The organism is Paracoccus sp. Ld10 (assembly GCF_045064235.1).
In the GTDB taxonomy this organism is placed as follows: Bacteria; Pseudomonadota; Alphaproteobacteria; order Rhodobacterales; family Rhodobacteraceae; genus Paracoccus.
The window spans coordinates 689,899-708,825 of sequence record NZ_JBISHD010000032.1; the positions used below are offsets into that span (position 1 = coordinate 689,899).

Sequence of the window (18,927 nt, forward strand, 5' to 3'; positions counted from 1 at the left end):
ATGGCATCCATCACCCTGAACAATATCGGCAAGGTCTATGCCGGCGGCGCGCGCGCCGTGGGCGGCGTCAATATCGACATCGCGGATGGCGAATTCCTGGTTCTGGTCGGCCCATCGGGCTGCGGAAAGTCGACCCTGCTGCGCATGGTTGCGGGCCTTGAGAGCATCACCGAGGGCGAGGTCCGCATCGGCGACCGCGTCGTCAACGAGGTCGAACCCGCCGACCGCGACATCGCCATGGTGTTCCAGAACTATGCCCTGTACCCGCACATGTCGGTGCGCCAGAATCTGGCCTATGGCCTGAAGAACCGCGGCACCCCCAAGGCCGAGATCGAACGGCGGGTGGGCATCGCGTCGGACATCCTGCAGATCGGTCCGTTCCTGGACCGCAAGCCCCGCGCCCTGTCGGGTGGCCAACGCCAGCGCGTCGCCATGGGCCGCGCGATCGTGCGCGAACCGGCGGCGTTCCTGTTCGACGAACCCCTGTCGAACCTGGACGCAAAGCTGCGTGTCGCCATGCGGCTGGAGATCAAGGAGTTGCAGAAACGCCTGCGCACGACCTCGATCTATGTGACCCACGACCAGCTGGAGGCGATGACTCTGGCCGACCGGCTGGTGGTGCTGAACGGCGGGCAGATCGAACAGATCGGCACGCCGCTGGAGGTGTATCGCCGCCCGGCATCGGCCTTTGTCGCCAGCTTTATCGGCAGCCCCGCCATGAACCTGATCGACGCCAGCGCCGTCCCGCATCTGCCCGGCACCGCCCATGCCGGCCAGATCGGCATCCGCCCCGAGGATCTGACCGTCACCCCCGACGGCCCGATCCAGATGACCGTGCTGGCGGTCGAGGAACTGGGCGCGCAGCGTCTGGTCCACGGCAAGACGGGCGATGCGCGCATCACCATCACCCTGCCGTCGGATGCGCCGCTGTCCGATCACATGCACCTGTCATATCGCCCCGGCGCGCTGCACCTGTTCGACAAGGATACCGGCAAGCGCATGGACTGATGTGAATGAAACGTGAACGTCCGACCTTTGCGGGTTGGGCGTTTCGTGCTACCGTAAGGCGATCCTACGCGGAAAGGTCGTCTTATGTGCCTGTCGTTCGGCTGTTCCCATCACAATCCCATCGCCTGCATCGTGCCGCCCTATATGCTGCGCGTACTGGCGCTGCGGGGCGATCCGGCCACCGCCGACATGGCACGCGCCCTGCTGCAGCATGATGAACTGATGCGCGTGGAACGTGCGACCCATGCCAGCATGCCCCCCGCGGCACAGGGAATCGTCCCGGATCCCGACTTGTGCTGCCCCGACCGCCGTATCCATGATGGCGAATTTCGCGCCGCCCTGCCCGGCCGTCTGGTTCGCGGCGAAGGCGACGGGCCGTCGGGCATCCCCGATGCGGACATGGCCTATGACAGCGCAGGTCAGGTCTTTGGCCTGTACGCCGAGGAATATGGCCGTAATTCGCTGGACGGACGCGGGATGCCGCTGGTGGCGACGGTCCAGCACCGGCGCAACTATAACAACGCGTTCTGGGACGGGCAGCAGATGGCCTATGGCACGGGTGACGGAAAGATTTTCCGCACCTTTCTGCAGCTGTCCGTCATCGCCCACGAGATGACCCATGGCGTGATCCAGCATTCCGGGGGCCTGATCTATGAGAACCAGTCCGGCGCGCTGAACGAACATGTGGCCGACGTCTTTGGCGCGCTGGCCGAACAGCGGGTTCTTGGCCAGAACGCGCATCAGGCCGACTGGCTGATCGGGCGCGGCATCCTGGGTGCGGAAATCAACGGCAGCGGCCTGCGCAGCATGAAGGCGCCGGGCACCGCCTATTCCGACGACCTGCTGGGGACCGACCCCCAGCCGTGGCACATGGATCAATTCAACACCACGACCGACGACAATGGCGGCGTACACATCAATTCGGGTATCCCCAACCACGCTTTCTATTTGTTCTGCAGCTATCTGGGCGGCAACGCGTGGCAGTTGCCGGGCCGCATCTGGTACAAGACGCTGCAGGATCTGAACAACCCGATGGCCAGTTTTTCCGATTTCGCCGACCAGACGCTGCGCAGCGCGGCGTCTCTGGCGGGCGCGGGCAGCCAGCAGACGCTGTTGCTGCGCCGTGCATGGAAACTTGTGGGAATCGCGGTCTGATCCTATGATCAGGCGGGCCGGAGGACCGCATGATCATAGAAATCCGCAGCCATGGCGGCTTTGGCGGCATTACAGCCTCCACATCGCGCCGCATTGATACCGATGCCCAACCCGAACCACGGGCACGCGAATTGTGCGCGGCCTTTGACCCCGACGCGTTGGCCGACATGGCGGCCGTCCCATGTCCCGGCTGTCCGGACCGGATGCGCTATGCGATCACCGTGACGGATGCCACAGGCCCGCATGACATCACCCTGTCCGAGGCGCAGATGCCCCCCGAAATGCTGGACCTGCTGGACGACCTTTAGATCCAGCCCTTCCAGCGCAGGAACCGCCATGTGCCAAGGGTCGTGGCCCCCATCAGAACCAGCGCAAAGCCGTATCCCCACGGTTGGTCCAATTCCGGCATGTTGGTGAAATTCATCCCATAGATGCTGGCGATCAGCGTCGGCGGCAGAAACAGCGCGGCCACCACCGACAGGATGCGGACGGTGTTGTTCTGTTGCAGGTTGATCAGCCCCAGCGTGGTGTCCACCGCCAAGCTGACCCGCCCGCCCAGGAAATCGGCATGCACCTCCAGCGCCTGGACGTCGCGCATCTGGGCGCGGGTGGCGGCGCGCAGACGCCGTTCTTCGGGGCGTTCCTCCAATGTGGCAGTGTAAAAGGCCAGCATCCGCTCTACGGTCAACAGGGCCAGACGAACGCGGGCCATGGTCTCCGCCTCGCGGCCGACATCCTGCAGCGCGGCCTGCAACCGGTCGGACGCTGCGGCGACCGCCTGGCGTTCGAACACTGCGGCGGTGGTCTGGTCTAGCGTGCGACCCGCCCCCTCCAGGATGTCCGCCAGACGGGCGATGATCTCTTCGATCAGCCCCAGAAACAGGCGGTCGGGCGTGCCACAGCCCAAGGCCGATCGTTCGGCGCGTTCGGGATAGGTCAGAAACGGGCGCGGCGAATGGTGGCGCACCGTCACCAGCCGATCAGCCGACAGGATGAACGTCACCGGCATCGAGATCCGGTCGCCCCCTGCGCGTTCCCCCGGCAGCATTGCGGTCATATAGTCCAGCCCGTCTTCGCGATAGAGCCGGTTGGACAGTTCGATCTCCTCCATCTCGGCCAGGCTGGGAACGGGGACGCCAAGTTTCCGCAACTGGGCCATCTCGGCATCGCCGGGCTGGATCAGATCGATCCACACCGCGTCGGCCAGATCGCCATCAGCATCGTTATGGACCAGACGGCCACCTTGGACGGAATAGGCGTAATACATTAAACGCTCCGGTCGGTTCGGCCCTTGGTGCCCTGCCGTGGCGGGGTGATCAAGCAGATGTGGAAAGGGGCGCCCCGGATGGGACGCCCCTGTTTGGCTGATTAAGCCGTCAAGTCACTTGTCGCGATAGTAATCGTCGATCTCACGGTCAGCCTGATCCTTTGTCCAACCGTATTTTTCCTGCAGCTTACCTGCAAGCCTGTCCTTGTTGCCGTCGATCTGATCCAGCTCGTCCTCGGTCAGCTCTCCCCACTTGACCTTGGTTGCGCCCTTCAGCTGCTTCCATTTGCCTTGGATGATATCCCAGTTCATGTCCGTCTCCTTTTCAGACGTTCGTATGCTGGAACAACGTCCGTCGCGGCCCGGGGTTCCTAGCTGACCGGGTCGGGCAGCGCCGCGCCGTCGACATGGGCCTGCAGGTTCGCCAGCGCACGCAGGCCCATGCGGGTGCGCGTGTCATCGGTCGCGGTCCCCAGATGCGGCAGCAGCGTGGCATTGGGCGCGTCCAGCAAGGCCTGCGGCACATGCGGTTCGCGCGCATAGACGTCCAGTCCCGCACCCGCGATGCGACCCTGCACCAGCGCGTCGATCAGCGCATCTTCGTCCACCACATCGCCGCGCGCGATGTTGACCAACACGCCGTCGGGGCCCAATGCGTCCAGCTCGGCCGCGCCGATCAGGCCGCGCGTGGACGCGCCGCCCGGAACCGCGACAACGGCCACGTCGCAGGCCGCCAGCATGGCGCGCAGATCATTGATCTGGCGCGCCGGAAAATCCAGCCCTGCGACGGTCGATCGGTTGAAGAACACCACCTGCATGCCGAAACCCAGATGCGCCCGCCGGGCGATGGCCTGCCCGATGCGGCCCATGCCGACGATGCCAACGGTGCGGCCCGACATTTCGGACCCCAGCAGCTGCGTCGGGTTCCAACCCGTCCAGCCGCCCGCGCGCAGCAACCGTTCGCCCTCGGATGCGCGGCGCAGCGTCATCAGCATCAGCGTCAGCGCGATATCGGCGGTGGCGTCGGTCACCACGTCGGGCGTGTTCGTGACCGCGACCCCCGCCGCGCGGGCCGCCGCGATATCGATATGGTTGAAGCCCGCGCCGAAATTGGCCAGCAGCCGACAGCGCAGATCGCCCTGAAAGGCGTCGGCCCCAAAGGCATCGCCCAATGTCGGGATGATGGCATCATAATCGCGCATCGCCTGCCCCGCCTGATCGATGGTCAGGGGCGTGTTGTCGCGGAACGTCGCATCGCAGGCCGCGCGGATGGCGGCGGTGGCGCGGTCGGTCATCGGGCGGGTGACAAGAACTTTCAATACAGGCGGCCTCCATTGGGGACTGGCAGGTCCGGGCGGATCAGCACGACCTGGTCATCGGGGTCGGGCACGCCCAGGACCAGCACTTCGGACATGACCGGGCCGATCTGGCGTGGCGGAAAGTTCACGACGCACAGCACCTGCGTACCGATCAGCGTTTCGGGGTCGTAATGGCGGGTGATCTGGGCCGATGATCTGCGTTCGCCCATCTCTCCCAGATCCAGCCACAGCTTGATCGCGGGCTTGCGGGCCTGAGGGAACGGTTCGGCGCGGGTGATCGTGGCCACGCGGATGTCGACCTTGAGGAAATCGTCAAAGGTGATCATGCCCGCCCCAGTTCACGCCCGCGTTCTGTGGCGGCGGCCACGGTGCGCGCCATCAGCGGTGGCAGGCCGTGATCGGTGTCCATCAGCACCGCCAGCCCCGCCGCCGTCGTCCCGTTTGGAGAGGTCACGTTGCGGCGCAGCACGGCGGGGTCCTCGTCCGCGTGCACGGCCAGCGCGCCGGCCCCGGCCACCGTCATGCGCGCCAATTCCAGCGCCAGCGCGGGCGACAGGCCCTGCGCCTCGCCCGCGGCGGCCATCGCCTCGATCAGGTGAAACACATAGGCCGGGCCGCTGCCAGACAGGCCGGTGACGGCGTCCATCTGGTCCTCGGCCTCCAACCGGACGACGCGGCCGACGGCGCGCATCAGCGCCTCGGCCAGATCCAGATGCGCGGGGGTCGCGGCGTCGTTGCCGATCATCGCGGAAATGCCCTGTCCGATGGCCGCAGGCGTGTTGGGCATCACGCGGATGACGGGTGCACTGGGAAAGGCCGCCTCGAACGTCGCGATGGTCGTGCCCGCCGCGACCGAAATCACCAGGCTGCCCGACAGGTCCGGCATCGCGGCCAACGCGCCGCCCATCATCTGCGGCTTGACCGCCAGCACGACCACCGCCGGATCGTCCGGCAGATCGGCGTTCACGCGCAACCCGCGATCCTGCCATTCCGGCGCCAGATTGGGGTCGATGACCGTCACCGCGCCCGCCTCCAGCCCGCGCGCCAGCCACCCCTGCAGCATCGCGCCGCCCATGCGGCCGCATCCCACCAGGACCAGTCCGCGCGCGTTGATATCGTCGAAATCGGTCATGTCAGGCCCGTCCGTAGGTTTCGCCCAAGGCAATCTCCAGCGCCGCCGCAGGCGACGTGCCGCCCCATCCCGCCAGTTGGAACGACGGATAGAACCGTTCGCACGCGGCCAGCGCCGTGCCGATCATCCGGTCCACCTGTTCGGGCAGCGCGATCGCGTCGCCCGCCAACACAAGGCCGTACCGCCAGACCATCTGCCGCTGTGGCGCGCAAAACGTAAAGGCCCCGTCCCAGACCCGGTCATTGGCCAGATTGATCGTCTGATAGATCGCGGGCATGCGGTCCGCGGGCGGGTCCATGTCAAAACTGCAGATCAGCCGCAGCACCGCATCACGCGGCGACCACGCCAGCGTCAGCGCATAGCGGCGCCACTTGCCGTCCACGTCCATGACGATCTGATCCTGGGCCAGGCGGTCGAAATCCCAGGCATGCTGGGTGGCGACGGCCTCGACGATGTCGATCGGGTGGATGTCGTCGATGCGCATGGGGGAATCGATCTGCGTCATGGCCTGCCTGTGGCTGCGGTCTTGTGCCGCCGTTTTCCTTGGGTGGCCACACAACACCGGGGGTCGGTGGTCGTGGCGCTTACAACATATCGTGGTCGGCTTTGCCACTGGTGTAAAGTCCGAATTGCCCCCGCAGCGGTGGTGCCCTAGCAGGGGCGGACAGAACAGGGGGGACAGTATGGCACGCGATCACGGCGGCAATCTGGACGCGGCGCAGGCGCGTTTCGGCATAGGCGACTGGATCGACCTGTCGACTGGCATCAACCGCAGGCCATGGCCGGTCCCGCCGCTGTCGCACACGGCCTTTCGGGCACTGCCGATGGCGGCTGCCGAACAGGCGCTGGTGCGGGTCGCGGCGGACTGGTTCGGCTGCGCAGTGGACCATGTCCTGCCTATGGCGGGGGCCACCGCCGCGATCCAGCTTGTGCCGCGCCTGCGGCCCGCCGGCCGCGCGGCGGTGCTGACGCCCAGTTACAACGAACATGCGGCCAGCCTGACCGCTGCAGGCTGGCGGGTCACATCCGCCCTCGATCTGGATGCGATGGCGGGGGCCGATCTGGCCGTGGTCGTGAACCCCAACAATCCCGACGGGCGCGAATGGTCACCGCGGACGCTGGCGGCGCTGGCGGGTCAGGTCGGCCTGCTCATCGTCGATGAAAGTTTTGCCGATGCCCGCCCGGACCTGTCGCTGGCCCCCGGCCTGCCCGCCAATGCGGTGGTGCTTCGCAGCTTTGGCAAGTTCTGGGGGCTGGCGGGCCTGCGGCTTGGCTTTGCGCTGGCCGACCCTGCCCTGCTGGCGCCGCTGCGCGAGGCTGCGGGCCCGTGGTCCGTCAGCGGCCCCGCGCTGGAGATCGCGACCACCGCCATGGCCGACAGAGCGTGGGCCGACGACACCGTGACCTATCACGCCGAGGCTGCGCTGAACCTGGACCGGCTGGTGACACGCGCGGGCTGGCAACCCGTGGGCGGCACGCATCTGTTCCGCCTGTACGACACGCCCGACGCGCAGGCCGCGCAGGACGCGCTGGCCCGCGCGCATGTGTGGACGCGGCGCTTTCCCTATTCCGACCGCTGGCTGCGGCTTGGCATTCCCGGCAGCCGGGACGAATTCGCCCGCGTCCGGGACGCCCTGACCCCCTAGCGTTTGCGCAGGAATTCGGCGCGCAGCACTAGGCCCTTGATGCTGTCGTGACGGCAATCGACCTCGTCCGGGTCGTCGGTCAGGCGGATGCTGCGGATCACGGTGCCTTGCTTGATCACGGCGCTGCTGCCCTTGACCTTCAGGTCCTTGATGACGACCACCTGATCGCCATCCGCCAGCGGGCTGCCAGCGCTGTCGCGCACGATGCCGGCCGTGGCCGCGTCGGCCGCGACATCGGCGGCGGGACGCCATTCGCCCGTGGCCTCGTCATAGACGTAATCATCGTCGGCCATGGTCTGCCCTTTCACGGCTTGCGGCGCAGGATGCCGCCCATCCGGCTTAGGACGCGCGGGCGTGACGCGCAACCTCTGGCGCAGGGCGCGGGGTTTGGCCATGATGGGCGCGCGAAGAGGGTGCCCCGGATGATACGACTTGCGCTGTTCCTGACAATGCTGGCTGCCCCCGCGGCCTTGGCCGACGCGCCGCTGGTGGTGCTGGACCGCACGCAGCTGCCGTTCGATCTGGGGCCGGGCAACCCCGCCAACAGCCCGGCACGGGCGGGCAACGCGCCCCATGCGGCATGGAATTCGGCCGGTAACACAGCCAATGCGCCGACCGCGCCCGGCAACCGCCCCACCGATCGCGTGAACGAGGGGCGGGTGATCTTTATCTCCGACGGGTCGGTCGTGGGGTATTACGCGCCGAACGCGGTGGGTGTGCTGAACCTGTTCGACACCGCCGGGCGGCGCATCGCCTATCGCCCGGCGCGGGGTACGAAAAGCCTGTTCACCGTGCAGGGCGCGTGGTGCGGCACGGTCGACGGACTGCGCGACGGCAGCCTGGTGCTGGCGGTCACGCCGGATTGCGCGCGCCAGTTCATGCGCTGACACCCTATCGTCACAATCCCGCCCTAGACCGCAGCAAAGGCATCGGAGACGCAGATGAACGACTACAAGGACTGGCTGCAGGCAGAGCTGCAGGAGACCCTGGACGAAGATATCGAGCTGGAGATGGAGGACGCCGCCCTGTCGGCCGAGATCCGGCGCATCTATCGCAGCCACCATCCCGACCAGATGGACCGCAAACGCTATTTCCAGGAACTGCTGCGCCTGCAATCCGAACTGATCCGCCTGCAGGACTGGGTCAGCCACAACAACGAACGCGTCGTCGTGCTGTTCGAGGGTCGCGACAGCGCTGGCAAGGGTGGCGCCATCAAGCGTATCACGCAGCGGCTGAACCCGCGCGTGGCCCGCGTCGTGGCCCTGCCCGCACCGTCGGATCGCGAAAAGACGCAATGGTATTTCCAACGCTATGTGCCCCACCTGCCCGCCGGCGGCGAAATCGTGCTGTTCGACCGCAGCTGGTACAACCGCGCCGGTGTGGAACGCGTGATGGGTTTTGCGTCCGAGGATCAGGTGGAGCAGTTCTTTCAGGACGTGCCGGAATTTGAACGCATGCTGGTTCGGTCGGGCATCCGGCTGGTCAAGTACTGGTTCTCGATCACCGACGAGGAACAGCAGATGCGATTCCAGATGCGCATCCACGACCCGCTGAAACAGTGGAAGCTGTCGCCCATGGACCTGCAGTCCCGCGTCCGGTGGGAGGCCTATACCAAGGCCAAGGAAGACATGTTCGAACGCACCAACATCCCAGAGGCGCCGTGGTACATCGTGCCCGGCAACGACAAGAAACGCGCGCGTCTGAACTGCATCGATCACCTGCTGGGACTGATCCCCTATGGCGATGTGGACCACGAACAGATCACCCTGCCTGACCGGGTCTTCAACCCCGACTACGAGCGTGAGGTGGTCCCGCGCGAATTGTATGTGCCGCAGAAATACTGAACCGGGGCGATGATGCTGGAATTCCATGTCTATGACGTCTTCACCGACCGGCCGTTCGCGGGCAATCCGCTGGCGGTGGTGATGGGGGCCGATGGCCTGTCCACGCAACAGATGCAGACCATCGCCCGCCAGTTCAACCTGTCCGAGACGATCTTTGTCATGGCCCCGCAGGACCCCGCCAACCGGGCGCGGGTCCGCATCTTTCTGCCGCTGGCGGAGATTCCCTTTGCGGGCCATCCGACCATCGGATGCGCGCTGCACCTGTCGGATGGCGACGGCGATCTAGTGCTGGAGGAGCAGGCGGGACCGGTCCCGGTGACCGTCCGCGACGGCCTGGCGGAGTTCGCGGCCCCGGTTCTGCCGCAACTGGGCGATGCGGTGGCGGTCGATCTGGCCGCCGCCGGGCTGGGCCTGCGCGCGGGCCAGATCGGGTTTGGCAGACACCGCCCGGTGATTGCCCATGCGGGTCCGGCGTTCATCTTTGTCCCGCTGTGCGACATTCAGGCCTTGGCCGACGCGCGCCCGACCGGCGCGGAATTTGACGCGCTGACCACCGATATTGCCAAGGTCTATGCCTATGCCCCCGATGGCGCGGGGTTCCGCGCGCGCATGTTCGCCCCCGCCAACGGCATTCCCGAAGACCCCGCCACCGGATCGGCCACCGCCACCCTTGCCGCCCCACTGCTGGCCGCAGGTGTCCTGCCTGACGGAGAGACGCGCCTGTCCCTGCGCCAGGGGGTCGAGATGGGGCGCCCGTCCGATCTGGGCCTACGCGTCACCGTGCGCGACGGCGCGCTGGTGCAGGTCTGCGTGTCGGGCCGTGCCGTTCCCGTGGCACAGGGCCGCATCCGCATCCCGGAGGAACCATGACCAAGGCCTATTGGATCGCCCACGTGACGATCGATGACGACCACGCCTATGACGCCTATCGCCAAGCCAACGCCGCGCCCTTTGCCGAATTCGGCGCGCGCTTTCTGGTTCGCGGCGGGCCGCAGCAGGTGGTCGAGGGTCAGGCCCGACCCCGCAGCGTGGTGATCGAGTTCCCATCGCTGGAGGCAGCGCAGGCCTGCTACGACAGCCCCGGTTACCAAGCCGCCCGCGCGCTGCGCGAACCGGTCTCTGCCGCAGATGTGATCATCGTCGAGGGCTGGCCCGGCTAGACCCCTGCGCCGCGGGCGGGCATCCTGAGCCGATGTTCATGGATCTTCTGACGCGCCTGATGGGCGAGACTGCCGAACCGATCGACAGCGGCGACGCCGAACTGGCCATTGCGGCCCTGTTGGTGCGCGTCGCGCGCGCCGACGACCATTACGATCAGGCCGAACGCGACCGGATCGAACAGGTGTTGGCGCGGCGCGGCCTGACCGCCACCGAAGCCGCCGCCCGCCGTGCCGATGCAGAGGCGCTGGAGGCCGAGGCCAGCGACACGGTGCGTTTCACCCGTCAGATCAAGGACCGCATCGCGCTGGAGGATCGTCGCGCCGTGCTGGCCGCCCTGTGGGAGGTCGCCTATGCCGACCGCAACCGTGGCGCGGACGAGGACAGCTTGATCCGTCTCGTCTCCAGCCTGCTGGGCATGACCGACCGCGAATCGGCCGAGATCCGCCAGCATGTGCTGGCCCGAATGGGCCTAGAACCCTAAGCGGTCGCGCAGCCCGAACCACGCCATCCCCGCGACCAGCAATGGTTTGCGCAACGCCGTGCCGCCCGGAAAGGGGCGCGTGGGGACCGCCGCCATCGCATCGAACCGGTCGGCCTGCCCCGCCACGGCCTCGGCCATCAGGCGGCCCGCCAGTGTCGCCATCGCCACCCCGTGCCCCGAATAGCCGCTGGCCGACAGGCAGTTCGGCGCGGGGCGGGTGAAACACGGCATTCGGTTCATCGTGATCGCCAGCGTCCCACCCCAGGCATGGGTCAGGGACACGCCCTGCAACTGTGGATAGACTGACAGCAGGTGCGGGCGAACCACCGCCGCAATGTCGCGCGGAAAGCGATAGGTGACCGTTTCCCCGCCCCCAAAGACCAGCCGCCGTTCATCGTCCAGCCGCCAATAGTTCACCACGAATTTCGTGTCCGCCGCCGCGATGCGGTCCGGCAGAATCTCGGGGTGGTCTTCCAGCGGCGGGGTCGTGACGATATAGTTGTTGATGGGCATCACCCGCCCGGCCACGCCCCGGTCCAGATCGCCCAGATAACCGTTGCAGGCCAGAATGACGTGATCGGCCCGCAGCACGCCCTGATCGGTGCGGATGATGCTGGGCGCGCCATGGGTCAGACCGGTGACCTGGCTGCGTTCGTAGATCACCGCGCCCACATCACGCGCCAGCCGCGCCATGCCAAGGGTCAGGGCCAGCGGCTGCACATGCGCGGCCCCCCGGTCCAGATCGCCGCCGACATAGGCCGTACTGCCAAGTGCCGCGGCCATGCCGTCCCGGTCCAGAGGGGTGACCTGCGCGTAATTATAGTGGCGCGCCAGATGGTCGGCCATGTGACGGGCATGATCGACCTCGGCCGCCGTGCGGCAGGCATGGGCGATGCCGCCGCGGATCGGTACCTCAGCCTCGGCCGCGATGTCGCGGACGGCGGTCTTGGCCTCTTCGGCCAGGTCCCACAGGCGGCGGGCGGTGTCGCGGCCCAGATGCGCCTCCAGCCAGTCGACCTCTTGCCGCTGGCCGGACCCGATCTGGCCACCGTTGCGACCAGACGCCCCGAAACCGACGCGCTGCGCCTCCAGCACGGTCACCGACAGGCCCCGACGCGCCAGATGCAGCGCCGCCGACAGGCCGGTATAGCCTGCGCCGATCACCGCGACATCGGCCCGCGCCTCGCCCTGCAGGGGCGGCAGGTCGGGCTGCGTCCCGCATTGGGCGGCATATAGGCTGGGCGGATAGGCGCCGGGCCGGTCGTTCAGATGCAGCAGGTTCATACGTTCAGCAGCAGGTGTTCGCGTTCCCATGGGCTGATGACCTGCAGGAACTCCTTGTATTCGTTGCGCTTGACCGATTCGTATACGGCGGTGAACTCTTCTCCCAGAACGCCGCGCATTGCCTCGTTCTCCATCATCAGGTCCAGCGCATCGCCCAGGTTGTAGGGCAGCTCGTCCTGCGACATATAGGCGTCGCCCAGACATTCCGCGCGCGGATTTTCCGCCTCCAGCAGGCCCAGATATCCACAGGCCAGCGACGCCGCGATGCCCAGGTAGGGGTTGCAGTCCATCCCCGCCAGCCGGTTTTCCAGCCGCCGTGCCTCGGGGCCCGAAATCGGCACGCGCAGGCCCGTGGTGCGGTTGTCGCGGCCCCATTCCAGGTTGATCGGTGCCGCGAAATCCGGGACATAGCGACGATAGCTGTTCACATAGGGCGCCAACAGCGCGATGGCCGCGGGCAGATGCCGCTGCATCCCGGCGATGAAATGCAGGAACGCCGGCGTCTCGCGGCCTTTTTCGTCGGAAAAGATATTCTGGCCGGTGGCGATGTCCGTGATCGAATGGTGGATATGCATGGCGCTGCCCGGCTCGCCCTCGATGGGTTTGGCCATAAAGGTCGCGAAACAGTCGTGGCGCAGGGCGGCCTCGCGGATCAGCCGCTTGAAATAGAAGATCTCGTCGGCCAGGGCGACAGGGTCACCGTGGTTCAGGTTGATCTCGACCTGACCCGCGCCGCCTTCCTGCAGGATGCCGTCGATCTCGAACCCCTGCGCCTCGGCGAAATCATAGATGTCGTCGATGACCTTGCCGTATTCATCGACCGCCGACATAGAATAGGCCTGTTTCGCCGCCGCGCGGCGCCCGGTGCGACCCATGGGCGGAATGATCGGCTGGTTCGGGTCGATATTGCGGGCGACCAGAAAGAACTCCATTTCAGGGGCCACGACCGGGTTCCAGCCCTTGTCACGGTACAGCTGCACCACGCGCTTCAGCACGTTGCGCGGCGCGATGGGCATGGGGTTGCCCTGCTGGTCGGTCGCGTCATGGATGACCTGAATGGTCCAATCGGCGGTCCAGGGTGCGGCTGTGGCCGTGGAATAGTCGGGCACCATCACCATGTCCGGTTCGGTGAATGCGCCCGACGGGTTGTCGGCCCATTCGCCGGTGATCGTCTGCAGAAAGATCGAATTGGGCAGATAGAACTGGTTCTGCCGCGCGAATTTCGACGCGGGCATCGCCTTGCCACGGGCCACGCCCGCGATGTCGGCCACGATGCATTCGACCTCGTCCAGGCGACGCCCGGCCATAAAGTCGCGCGCAGCCTGGGGCAGCTTTTCGGTCCAGTCGCTCATGCGGCACCTTTGTCCGGTCGCGCCAGGGCGCGGGGTTGCTTGAAAAACGCCTCGATCCGGTCGGCCAGCAGGGACGATCCGCGGGCCTGACCCATGCGTGCGGCGGCACCCGCCAGCAGGTCGTCGGGCACGACCCCCTTGGCACGGGTGTCCATCAGACCCTGAACGAACGCGTCGCCGAATTCCGGATGGGCCTGCACCGTGAACGCCCGGTCACCATAGATCAGCGCGGCATTTTCGCAGAACGCATTGCGGCCCGCGACCTGCGCACCGGGCGGCAGGGCCACAACCTGATCCTGATGCCACGCGTTCAGCGTGACGGGCTGGCCGCCGAAATCATAGTCCTGCGCGCCCACGGCCCATCCGCCGGGATGCTTGACCACCGTGCCGCCCAGGGCCTGCGCGATGATCTGATGGCCGAAACAGATGCCGACCATCGGCACGCCGGCATCATGAACCTGGCGGATGAAATCCTCCAGCGGCGGGATGAAGGCGTGATCCTCGTACGCGCCATGACGCGATCCGGTCAGCAGCCAGCCGTCCGCGTCGTGGATGTCGTCGGGGAACGCCATGTCCTCGACATGCCAGGTGGCAAAGTCGAATCCGCGCCCGCCCAGCAGGCGTACGAACATGTCGGGATAGTCGCCCAAATCCCGCTTCAGCTGCGCCGGCGACTGGCCGCATTGAAGGATGCCGATCCGCATGAAAAACCTTGATGTTGCTTGTGTGCAAAGCCTAGTCGCCCCGCAGGGGGGGCCGCAAGGGGGGCGCTTGCGCCTTTTGGCGGTCTGGCCCGGCGGGCGCGCAGTTGCTAGGGTTCGCGCAACGGAAAGGATGTTCCCATGCCCCACCAGCGCCCCGAGATCGACCCCGACGGCCTTGACGAATTTTCGGTCGTGTTCACGGACAGGTCCCTGAACCACATGTCGAAACGGTTTCAGCAGGTGATGCGTGACCTGTCGGCGGGCCTGTGCGACGTCTATGGCGCGGCGCAGGTGGTGATCGTGCCGGGCGGCGGCACCTATGCGATGGAATCAGTCGCGCGTCAGTTCGGTCGCGACGCGCATGCGCTGATCGTTCGCAACGGCTGGTTCAGCTATCGCTGGAGCCAGATTTTCGACGCGGGCGCGTTCGCGCGCGAGGTCACCGTGGTCAAGGCCCGCCCACAGGGGAACGAACCCCAGCCTGCCTATGCGCCGCCCCCCATCGACGAGGTCGTGGCCCGCATCCGCGAGGCGCGTCCCGACGCGGTCTTTGCGCCGCATGTGGAAACATCGGCGGGGCTGATCCTGCCCGACGATTACATCACCGCCCTTGCCGATGCCGCGCACGAGGTCGGCGCGCTGATGGTGCTGGACTGCATCGCATCGGGCGCGATCTGGGTCGATATGCAGGCCACCGGTGTGGACGTGCTGATCTCGGCCCCGCAAAAGGGCTGGTCGGCATCCCCTGCCGCGGGCCTGGTGATGCTGTCCGAACGGGCCGCTGAACGGCTGGCCACCACCGATAGCGACAGCTTTTCGCTGGACCTGAAGAAATGGCGCGCGATCATGCAGGCCTATCTGGACGGCGGGCACGCCTATCACGCGACCATGCCGACCGACGCCCTGCTGGGCCTGCGCGACGCGATGGAGGAGACCCGCGCGATGGGGTTCGACGCCGCCCGCGACGCGCAATGGTGCCTTGGCCGCGCGGTCCGCGACGATCTGGCTGCGCGCGGCATCCGGTCGGTGGCGGCCGAGGGGTTCCAGGCGCCCGGCGTCGTGGTCAGTTATACCAGCGACCCCGAGGTGAAATCGGGCAAGGCATTCGCGGCCTTGGGCACGCAAATCGCAGCGGGCGTGCCGCTGGCCATCGACGAGGGGGCGGAGTTTTCGACCTTTCGCATCGGGCTGTTCGGCCTAGACAAGCTGCGCGATGTCGAGGGCACGCTGGCCCGGCTGGTACCGGTGCTGGACCGGGTGATCGGGCCGTGCCGCTAAGCCTTTGACGCGCGCGTAAAGGCGGGGTACTGCCCCGCCGGTGAGAATGTGTCGACAGGACCCGAACATGACGCTGACGATCGAACTGGAAAGCCCGCTTGGCTCTGACTTGGACCTGTTGTTCCAGCGCCACACCGCCGAAATGCACGCCGACACACCACCCGAATCCATTCACATGATGCCCAAAACTGCCTTGGCCGACCCGGCCATCACGTTCTTTGTCGTGCGCGACGGCGGTCAGCCGGTTGCGATGGGCGCGGTCAAGGATCTGGGCACATCCGAGGGCGAACTGAAGTCGATGCATGTGCTGTCCGAACAGCGCGGGCGGGGCGTATCACGGATGCTGCTGCGACATATGCTGACGCATGCACGGGGCGCAGGTTATCAGCGGTTGTCGTTGGAAACCGGGGTGCAACCGGGATTTGTCGCCGCGCGCGGGCTCTATGCACGCGAAGGGTTCACGGAGTGCCCACCCTTTGGCAGCTATCGTGCCGACCCGCATTCCGTCTTCATGACGCTGATGCTGTAACGAAAACGGCGCGCACCCTGCGATGCGCGCCGTTTTGATTTGTCTGGCGATCAGTGCTCGTGCGTGGGCAGAGCTTTCAGATCGTCTTTTGTCCAGTGCGTTTTGGCGTGCACCGTCCCGGTCTCATCGCGCATGAAGTCCAGCTCTGTTGCGGACACCATGACCGGTTTGGCACCGATGCCCAGAAACCCCCCGACGTCCAGAACGACCTTCGCGGCCAGTCCCATGCCGTGGGTATGGGACACTGTTCCCACTGTCTCGTCGCCAGGACCATAGACGGTGGCACCGTCCAGAACGGCTTCGGTCAGTTCGTCGTGAGTCAGGCGGGTGTGATTTGCGTGGTCCATGTCGACCTCCTTGCGTGGTATGAAGGGACAACTCGGGCGCAGTCGACGATGTTCCATACGCGTGCGACGCTCACGTGCACAACTTCGTGCATGGGGATGCGATTAGCGGCTGGATTGCCGATGCGCCTGCCGCTAAGAAAGACCATCCCGACGGCCCCGTAGCTCAACTGGATAGAGCAATTGACTTCTAATCAATAGGTTGCAGGTTCGAATCCTGCCGGGGTCACCATTACCGTCGCAGATCAGCACGTTGATGCACGCCATCGTCGTCAGTCACCGTCCAGACCCGACCCCAGATCCCACCACAGCCCCGCCATGATCGCCAGCGCCTGTCGCGACAGGCTTTGCAACACGTGTTCGTCCGGCGCGTGCTGACAGCAGCCGCGATAGGAATGGGGCACCCAGATCGTCGGCAGGCCCAGAATACCGGCAAAACAATCGTTCGGCAGCGACCCCGCCAGGTTCGGCAACAGATGTGGCGCCTGCCCGGTGGTCCGTTGGACCGATACCGCAACCCGGCGCACCCATTCATGGTCGGGCATCAGCCGCGTGGCATGCGCAGGGTCGCCGTCGCGGGGCAGGATGCGGACCGCCTGATGGCCATGGCGGTCCAGATGACGGCGCAGCGCGGGCAGGATGTCGTCGGGATCGGTCCCCACCACATAACGCAGCTGACATGTCGCGTGCGCGCGGCCCGCAATGGCGTTCACCGGCGCGTCAGGCACGCCCGACGTCATCGCCAGCACCGCAAAACTGTTCCAGCCAAAGGCGCGTTCGGCAGGCGTCAGCTCGGCCTCTCCCCAATCGGGGTCGATCTGGGGGCCGCCGGTCTCGATCACCGACAGGTCGCGCAGGGCGTCGCGCAACGCGGGCGTCAGGCTGTCGGGGCGCCATTCCGGGACCCGGATCTGACCACGCCCGTCGCAGATCGTGGCCAACGCATGCGCCAGGATCATCGCCGGATCGGCCAGCAACCCGCCCCAATTGCCCGAATGATGCGCCCCCGATCGCAGTTCCAGCACCAAATCAAAGGACAGCGCCGCGCGCGACCCCATGAACAGCGTCGGCACATCGGCCTGCAGGCGCGGGCCGTCCGATGCAATCAGCACATCGGCCATCAGCGCATCGGCATGCTCGCGGCAGACCTGCGCCAGACCCGCCGATCCGGTTTCCTCGGACATCTCAAAGATGATCCGCATGTTGAAACCCAGATGCCCGCGCGTGTCGATGACCGCCCTCAGCGCGGCCAGATTGATCAGGTGCTGTCCCTTGTTGTCGGCAGCCCCGCGCCCGTACAGGCGGTCGCCCTCGGCCGTCAGGGCAAAGGGGGTCAGCCCCTCGCGCCACTGGTCGGTCTGGGCGCGGACAACGTCGCCGTGGCCATAGGTCAGGACCGTGGTCAGGGCCGGATCCTCGATCCGTTCCGCGATCAACAGGGGGCCGCCGCGCGGGTCGGGATTGTCCAGAATGCGGCTGGCAAAGCCCAGACCCGCCAGCCGCGGTACCATCGCCTCGGTGAGATAGCGCCCCAGTTCGGGACGCCGTTCGGGGTTCTGGCTTTCGGTCGGATGGGCCACCAGCACCGCCAGATCGGTCTGGAACCCGCCCTGATTGAAATAGGCCTTGGCCCTGTCCACCGCGGCCTGTCGCGCATCGGTCATGGGCGGACCTCGGGGCGGTATCCGGCGGACGCCTCGATCAGGTGGGTGGTATAGGGCTGGGCGCCCTGCCCCGCCCGCAGGTTGGCCGCCGGCAGGATCTCGACGATGCGGCCACGCTGCATCACGGCCAAACGGTCGCACATGTGGGCGATCACCGACAGGTCGTGGCTGACCATCAGATAGGTCAGTCCGTGTTCGTCGCGCAGATCGGCCAGCAGGTTCAGGATCTCGGCCTGAACGCTGACGTCCAGCGCGCTGGTCGGCTCGTCCAGCAACAAAAGGCGCGGTTCGGCGGCCAGCGCGCGGGCAATCGCGACACGCTGACGCTGTCCCCCGGACAGTTGGTGCGGATAGCGGAACCGGAACCCCCGGCCCAGCCCCACGTCATCCAGCAGCTTGACGATGCGCTGGTCGATCCGGTCCATGCCCTGCAGGCGCAGGGTTTCGGCCAGGACGGCATCGACGGAATGGCGGGGATGCAGGCTGGCATAAGGGTCCTGGAACACCATCTGGACGGTGCGAAAGAACGCCCGGTCGCGACGCTCTCCCTGCTGGGCATGGCCGTCGACGGTGATGCCACCGGACCAGCCGGGGATCAGCCCGGCGATGGCACGCAGGATCGTGGACTTGCCCGATCCGCTTTCGCCCACCAGACCAAAGCTCTCGCCCTGCGCCACGTCGAATGACGCGCCGTGGACGGCGGTGACGCGGTCGGGTTCCTGCCCGAACCAGACGGTCAGATCGGCAACGCTCAGCATC

24 protein-coding genes and 1 tRNA gene are annotated in these 18,927 nt (G+C 66.5%); 12 read left to right on the forward strand and 13 right to left on the reverse strand.

All coding sequences use genetic code 11. The annotated features are described in order from the left end of the window. The 3 genes from ACJJVR_RS17150 to ACJJVR_RS17160 all read left to right on the forward strand — a co-directional run bounded on the left by ACJJVR_RS17150 (position 1) and on the right by ACJJVR_RS17160 (position 2,471). Positions 1-1,008: a sn-glycerol-3-phosphate import ATP-binding protein UgpC gene (locus tag ACJJVR_RS17150; protein ID WP_405406398.1), complete on the forward strand. Its 1,008-nt coding sequence runs from the start codon at positions 1-3 to the stop codon at positions 1,006-1,008. A gap of 84 nt (positions 1,009-1,092) precedes the next feature. After that, positions 1,093-2,163: a M4 family metallopeptidase gene (locus tag ACJJVR_RS17155; protein WP_405406400.1), complete on the forward strand. Its 1,071-nt coding sequence runs from the start codon at positions 1,093-1,095 to the stop codon at positions 2,161-2,163. 29 nt (positions 2,164-2,192) lie between these two features. Further along, positions 2,193-2,471, forward strand: coding sequence for a protealysin inhibitor emfourin (locus ACJJVR_RS17160; protein WP_405406402.1), 279 nt, complete (start codon positions 2,193-2,195; stop codon positions 2,469-2,471). Here the strand turns inward: ACJJVR_RS17160 and ACJJVR_RS17165 are convergent. From ACJJVR_RS17165 to ACJJVR_RS17190, 6 genes are all read right to left on the reverse strand, one after another. Continuing rightward, complete coding sequence (locus ACJJVR_RS17165; RefSeq protein WP_405406404.1) at positions 2,468-3,430, reverse strand: magnesium transporter CorA family protein; 963 nt, start codon at positions 3,428-3,430, stop codon at positions 2,468-2,470. The genes ACJJVR_RS17160 and ACJJVR_RS17165 overlap by 4 nt on opposite strands. A 114-nt stretch (positions 3,431-3,544) precedes the next feature. Then, a complete protein-coding gene (locus tag ACJJVR_RS17170) occupies positions 3,545-3,742 on the reverse strand; it encodes a CsbD family protein (protein ID WP_405406406.1) in 198 nt (65 codons plus the stop codon). Positions 3,743-3,801: 59 nt separating this feature from the next. Beyond that, on the reverse strand, positions 3,802-4,749 hold the full coding sequence (locus ACJJVR_RS17175) for a 2-hydroxyacid dehydrogenase (protein WP_405406407.1): 948 nt from the start codon (positions 4,747-4,749) through the stop codon (positions 3,802-3,804). After that, positions 4,746-5,075: a tRNA-binding protein gene (locus tag ACJJVR_RS17180; protein ID WP_405406409.1), complete on the reverse strand. Its 330-nt coding sequence runs from the start codon at positions 5,073-5,075 to the stop codon at positions 4,746-4,748. The genes ACJJVR_RS17175 and ACJJVR_RS17180 overlap by 4 nt, the downstream gene beginning before the upstream one ends. Beyond that, the gene (proC, locus tag ACJJVR_RS17185; protein WP_405406411.1) at positions 5,072-5,881 is read right to left on the reverse strand and encodes a pyrroline-5-carboxylate reductase; all 810 of its coding nucleotides are present in this window, start codon (positions 5,879-5,881) and stop codon (positions 5,072-5,074) included. Before proC ends, ACJJVR_RS17180 begins: the two co-directional genes overlap by 4 nt. A gap of 1 nt (position 5,882) precedes the next feature. Next, positions 5,883-6,386, reverse strand: a complete 504-nt coding sequence (locus ACJJVR_RS17190; protein WP_405406413.1) for a YbjN domain-containing protein — start codon at positions 6,384-6,386, stop codon at positions 5,883-5,885. Between the two features lie 178 nt (positions 6,387-6,564). Between ACJJVR_RS17190 and cobD the strand changes: the two genes are divergently transcribed. After that, on the forward strand, positions 6,565-7,527 hold the full coding sequence (cobD, locus tag ACJJVR_RS17195) for a threonine-phosphate decarboxylase CobD (RefSeq protein ID WP_405406414.1): 963 nt from the start codon (positions 6,565-6,567) through the stop codon (positions 7,525-7,527). Here the strand turns inward: cobD and ACJJVR_RS17200 are convergent. Continuing rightward, entirely contained in the window at positions 7,524-7,820 is a 297-nt protein-coding gene (locus ACJJVR_RS17200) for an alkylphosphonate utilization protein (protein WP_405406415.1), read from the reverse strand. The genes cobD and ACJJVR_RS17200 overlap by 4 nt on opposite strands. A 129-nt stretch (positions 7,821-7,949) precedes the next feature. Here ACJJVR_RS17200 and ACJJVR_RS17205 point away from each other — a divergent pair, with 129 nt between their 5' ends. Genes ACJJVR_RS17205 through ACJJVR_RS17225 form a run of 5 tightly spaced genes read left to right on the forward strand, consistent with a single transcriptional unit; the run spans position 7,950 to position 11,013 of the window. Then, a complete protein-coding gene (locus ACJJVR_RS17205; protein WP_405406417.1) occupies positions 7,950-8,414 on the forward strand; it encodes a hypothetical protein in 465 nt (154 codons plus the stop codon). A gap of 54 nt (positions 8,415-8,468) precedes the next feature. After that, positions 8,469-9,371: a polyphosphate kinase 2 gene (gene ppk2 / locus ACJJVR_RS17210; protein ID WP_405406418.1), complete on the forward strand. Its 903-nt coding sequence runs from the start codon at positions 8,469-8,471 to the stop codon at positions 9,369-9,371. A gap of 9 nt (positions 9,372-9,380) precedes the next feature. After that, positions 9,381-10,241: a PhzF family phenazine biosynthesis protein gene (locus ACJJVR_RS17215; RefSeq protein ID WP_405406419.1), complete on the forward strand. Its 861-nt coding sequence runs from the start codon at positions 9,381-9,383 to the stop codon at positions 10,239-10,241. Further along, positions 10,238-10,531 carry a DUF1330 domain-containing protein gene (locus ACJJVR_RS17220; RefSeq protein ID WP_405406421.1) on the forward strand — a complete coding sequence of 98 codons (294 nt, stop codon included), beginning with the start codon at positions 10,238-10,240 and terminating at the stop codon, positions 10,529-10,531. The genes ACJJVR_RS17215 and ACJJVR_RS17220 overlap by 4 nt, the downstream gene beginning before the upstream one ends. 32 nt (positions 10,532-10,563) lie before the next feature. Further along, positions 10,564-11,013 (forward strand): TerB family tellurite resistance protein, encoded by a 450-nt coding sequence (locus ACJJVR_RS17225; RefSeq protein ID WP_405406424.1) that lies wholly within the window; start codon positions 10,564-10,566, stop codon positions 11,011-11,013. Here the strand turns inward: ACJJVR_RS17225 and ACJJVR_RS17230 are convergent. The 3 genes from ACJJVR_RS17230 to ACJJVR_RS17240 are packed head-to-tail and all read right to left on the reverse strand — an operon-like array spanning position 11,002 to position 14,353. After that, positions 11,002-12,297, reverse strand: a complete 1,296-nt coding sequence (locus ACJJVR_RS17230; RefSeq protein ID WP_405406426.1) for an NAD(P)/FAD-dependent oxidoreductase — start codon at positions 12,295-12,297, stop codon at positions 11,002-11,004. The two genes, ACJJVR_RS17225 and ACJJVR_RS17230, sit on opposite strands and share 12 nt — an antisense overlap. Beyond that, the gene (locus ACJJVR_RS17235) at positions 12,294-13,649 is read right to left on the reverse strand and encodes a glutamine synthetase family protein (protein ID WP_405406428.1); all 1,356 of its coding nucleotides are present in this window, start codon (positions 13,647-13,649) and stop codon (positions 12,294-12,296) included. The genes ACJJVR_RS17230 and ACJJVR_RS17235 overlap by 4 nt, the downstream gene beginning before the upstream one ends. Then, positions 13,646-14,353: a type 1 glutamine amidotransferase gene (locus tag ACJJVR_RS17240; protein ID WP_405406430.1), complete on the reverse strand. Its 708-nt coding sequence runs from the start codon at positions 14,351-14,353 to the stop codon at positions 13,646-13,648. Before ACJJVR_RS17240 ends, ACJJVR_RS17235 begins: the two co-directional genes overlap by 4 nt. A 138-nt stretch (positions 14,354-14,491) precedes the next feature. On the opposite strand from ACJJVR_RS17240, the gene ACJJVR_RS17245 reads away from it, so the two are divergent. Together ACJJVR_RS17245 and ACJJVR_RS17250 are read left to right on the forward strand one after the other, a co-directional pair. Then, entirely contained in the window at positions 14,492-15,631 is a 1,140-nt protein-coding gene (locus ACJJVR_RS17245; RefSeq protein ID WP_405406432.1) for an aminotransferase class V-fold PLP-dependent enzyme, read from the forward strand. Positions 15,632-15,698: 67 nt separating this feature from the next. Next, a complete protein-coding gene (locus ACJJVR_RS17250) occupies positions 15,699-16,160 on the forward strand; it encodes a GNAT family N-acetyltransferase (protein ID WP_405406434.1) in 462 nt (153 codons plus the stop codon). 50 nt (positions 16,161-16,210) lie between these two features. On the opposite strand, the gene ACJJVR_RS17255 is transcribed toward ACJJVR_RS17250, so the two are convergent. After that, on the reverse strand, positions 16,211-16,507 hold the full coding sequence (locus ACJJVR_RS17255) for a PRC-barrel domain containing protein (protein ID WP_405406436.1): 297 nt from the start codon (positions 16,505-16,507) through the stop codon (positions 16,211-16,213). A gap of 152 nt (positions 16,508-16,659) precedes the next feature. Between ACJJVR_RS17255 and ACJJVR_RS17260 the strand changes: the two genes are divergently transcribed. Then, positions 16,660-16,736: transfer RNA gene (locus tag ACJJVR_RS17260), tRNA-Arg, on the forward strand. Between the two features lie 40 nt (positions 16,737-16,776). Here the strand turns inward: ACJJVR_RS17260 and ACJJVR_RS17265 are convergent. Then, positions 16,777-18,168: a M20 family metallopeptidase gene (locus tag ACJJVR_RS17265; protein WP_405406437.1), complete on the reverse strand. Its 1,392-nt coding sequence runs from the start codon at positions 18,166-18,168 to the stop codon at positions 16,777-16,779. Continuing rightward, positions 18,165-18,926 (reverse strand): ABC transporter ATP-binding protein, encoded by a 762-nt coding sequence (locus ACJJVR_RS17270; RefSeq protein WP_405406438.1) that lies wholly within the window; start codon positions 18,924-18,926, stop codon positions 18,165-18,167. The genes ACJJVR_RS17265 and ACJJVR_RS17270 overlap by 4 nt, the downstream gene beginning before the upstream one ends. Between the last annotated feature and the right edge of the window lies 1 nt (position 18,927).

Excerpts from the sequence above, each read along its gene's own strand:
- ACJJVR_RS17150 (WP_405406398.1), top strand. The coding sequence starts at position 1 with ATGGCATCCATCACCCTGAACAATATCGGCAAGGTCTATGCCGGCGGC.
- ACJJVR_RS17155 (WP_405406400.1), top strand. The coding sequence starts at position 1,093 with ATGTGCCTGTCGTTCGGCTGTTCCCATCACAATCCCATCGCCTGCATC.
- ACJJVR_RS17160 (WP_405406402.1), top strand. The coding sequence starts at position 2,193 with ATGATCATAGAAATCCGCAGCCATGGCGGCTTTGGCGGCATTACAGCC.
- ACJJVR_RS17165 (WP_405406404.1), bottom strand. The coding sequence starts at position 3,430 with ATGTATTACGCCTATTCCGTCCAAGGTGGCCGTCTGGTCCATAACGAT.
- ACJJVR_RS17170 (WP_405406406.1), bottom strand. The coding sequence starts at position 3,742 with ATGAACTGGGATATCATCCAAGGCAAATGGAAGCAGCTGAAGGGCGCA.
- ACJJVR_RS17180 (WP_405406409.1), bottom strand. The coding sequence starts at position 5,075 with ATGATCACCTTTGACGATTTCCTCAAGGTCGACATCCGCGTGGCCACG.
- proC (WP_405406411.1), bottom strand. The coding sequence starts at position 5,881 with ATGACCGATTTCGACGATATCAACGCGCGCGGACTGGTCCTGGTGGGA.
- ACJJVR_RS17190 (WP_405406413.1), bottom strand. The coding sequence starts at position 6,386 with ATGACGCAGATCGATTCCCCCATGCGCATCGACGACATCCACCCGATC.
- cobD (WP_405406414.1), top strand. The coding sequence starts at position 6,565 with ATGGCACGCGATCACGGCGGCAATCTGGACGCGGCGCAGGCGCGTTTC.
- ACJJVR_RS17200 (WP_405406415.1), bottom strand. The coding sequence starts at position 7,820 with ATGGCCGACGATGATTACGTCTATGACGAGGCCACGGGCGAATGGCGT.
- ACJJVR_RS17205 (WP_405406417.1), top strand. The coding sequence starts at position 7,950 with ATGATACGACTTGCGCTGTTCCTGACAATGCTGGCTGCCCCCGCGGCC.
- ppk2 (WP_405406418.1), top strand. The coding sequence starts at position 8,469 with ATGAACGACTACAAGGACTGGCTGCAGGCAGAGCTGCAGGAGACCCTG.
- ACJJVR_RS17215 (WP_405406419.1), top strand. The coding sequence starts at position 9,381 with ATGATGCTGGAATTCCATGTCTATGACGTCTTCACCGACCGGCCGTTC.
- ACJJVR_RS17220 (WP_405406421.1), top strand. The coding sequence starts at position 10,238 with ATGACCAAGGCCTATTGGATCGCCCACGTGACGATCGATGACGACCAC.
- ACJJVR_RS17225 (WP_405406424.1), top strand. The coding sequence starts at position 10,564 with ATGTTCATGGATCTTCTGACGCGCCTGATGGGCGAGACTGCCGAACCG.
- ACJJVR_RS17230 (WP_405406426.1), bottom strand. The coding sequence starts at position 12,297 with ATGAACCTGCTGCATCTGAACGACCGGCCCGGCGCCTATCCGCCCAGC.
- ACJJVR_RS17235 (WP_405406428.1), bottom strand. The coding sequence starts at position 13,649 with ATGAGCGACTGGACCGAAAAGCTGCCCCAGGCTGCGCGCGACTTTATG.
- ACJJVR_RS17240 (WP_405406430.1), bottom strand. The coding sequence starts at position 14,353 with ATGCGGATCGGCATCCTTCAATGCGGCCAGTCGCCGGCGCAGCTGAAG.
- ACJJVR_RS17245 (WP_405406432.1), top strand. The coding sequence starts at position 14,492 with ATGCCCCACCAGCGCCCCGAGATCGACCCCGACGGCCTTGACGAATTT.
- ACJJVR_RS17250 (WP_405406434.1), top strand. The coding sequence starts at position 15,699 with ATGACGCTGACGATCGAACTGGAAAGCCCGCTTGGCTCTGACTTGGAC.
- ACJJVR_RS17255 (WP_405406436.1), bottom strand. The coding sequence starts at position 16,507 with ATGGACCACGCAAATCACACCCGCCTGACTCACGACGAACTGACCGAA.
- ACJJVR_RS17265 (WP_405406437.1), bottom strand. The coding sequence starts at position 18,168 with ATGACCGATGCGCGACAGGCCGCGGTGGACAGGGCCAAGGCCTATTTC.
- ACJJVR_RS17270 (WP_405406438.1), bottom strand. The coding sequence starts at position 18,926 with ATGCTGAGCGTTGCCGATCTGACCGTCTGGTTCGGGCAGGAACCCGAC.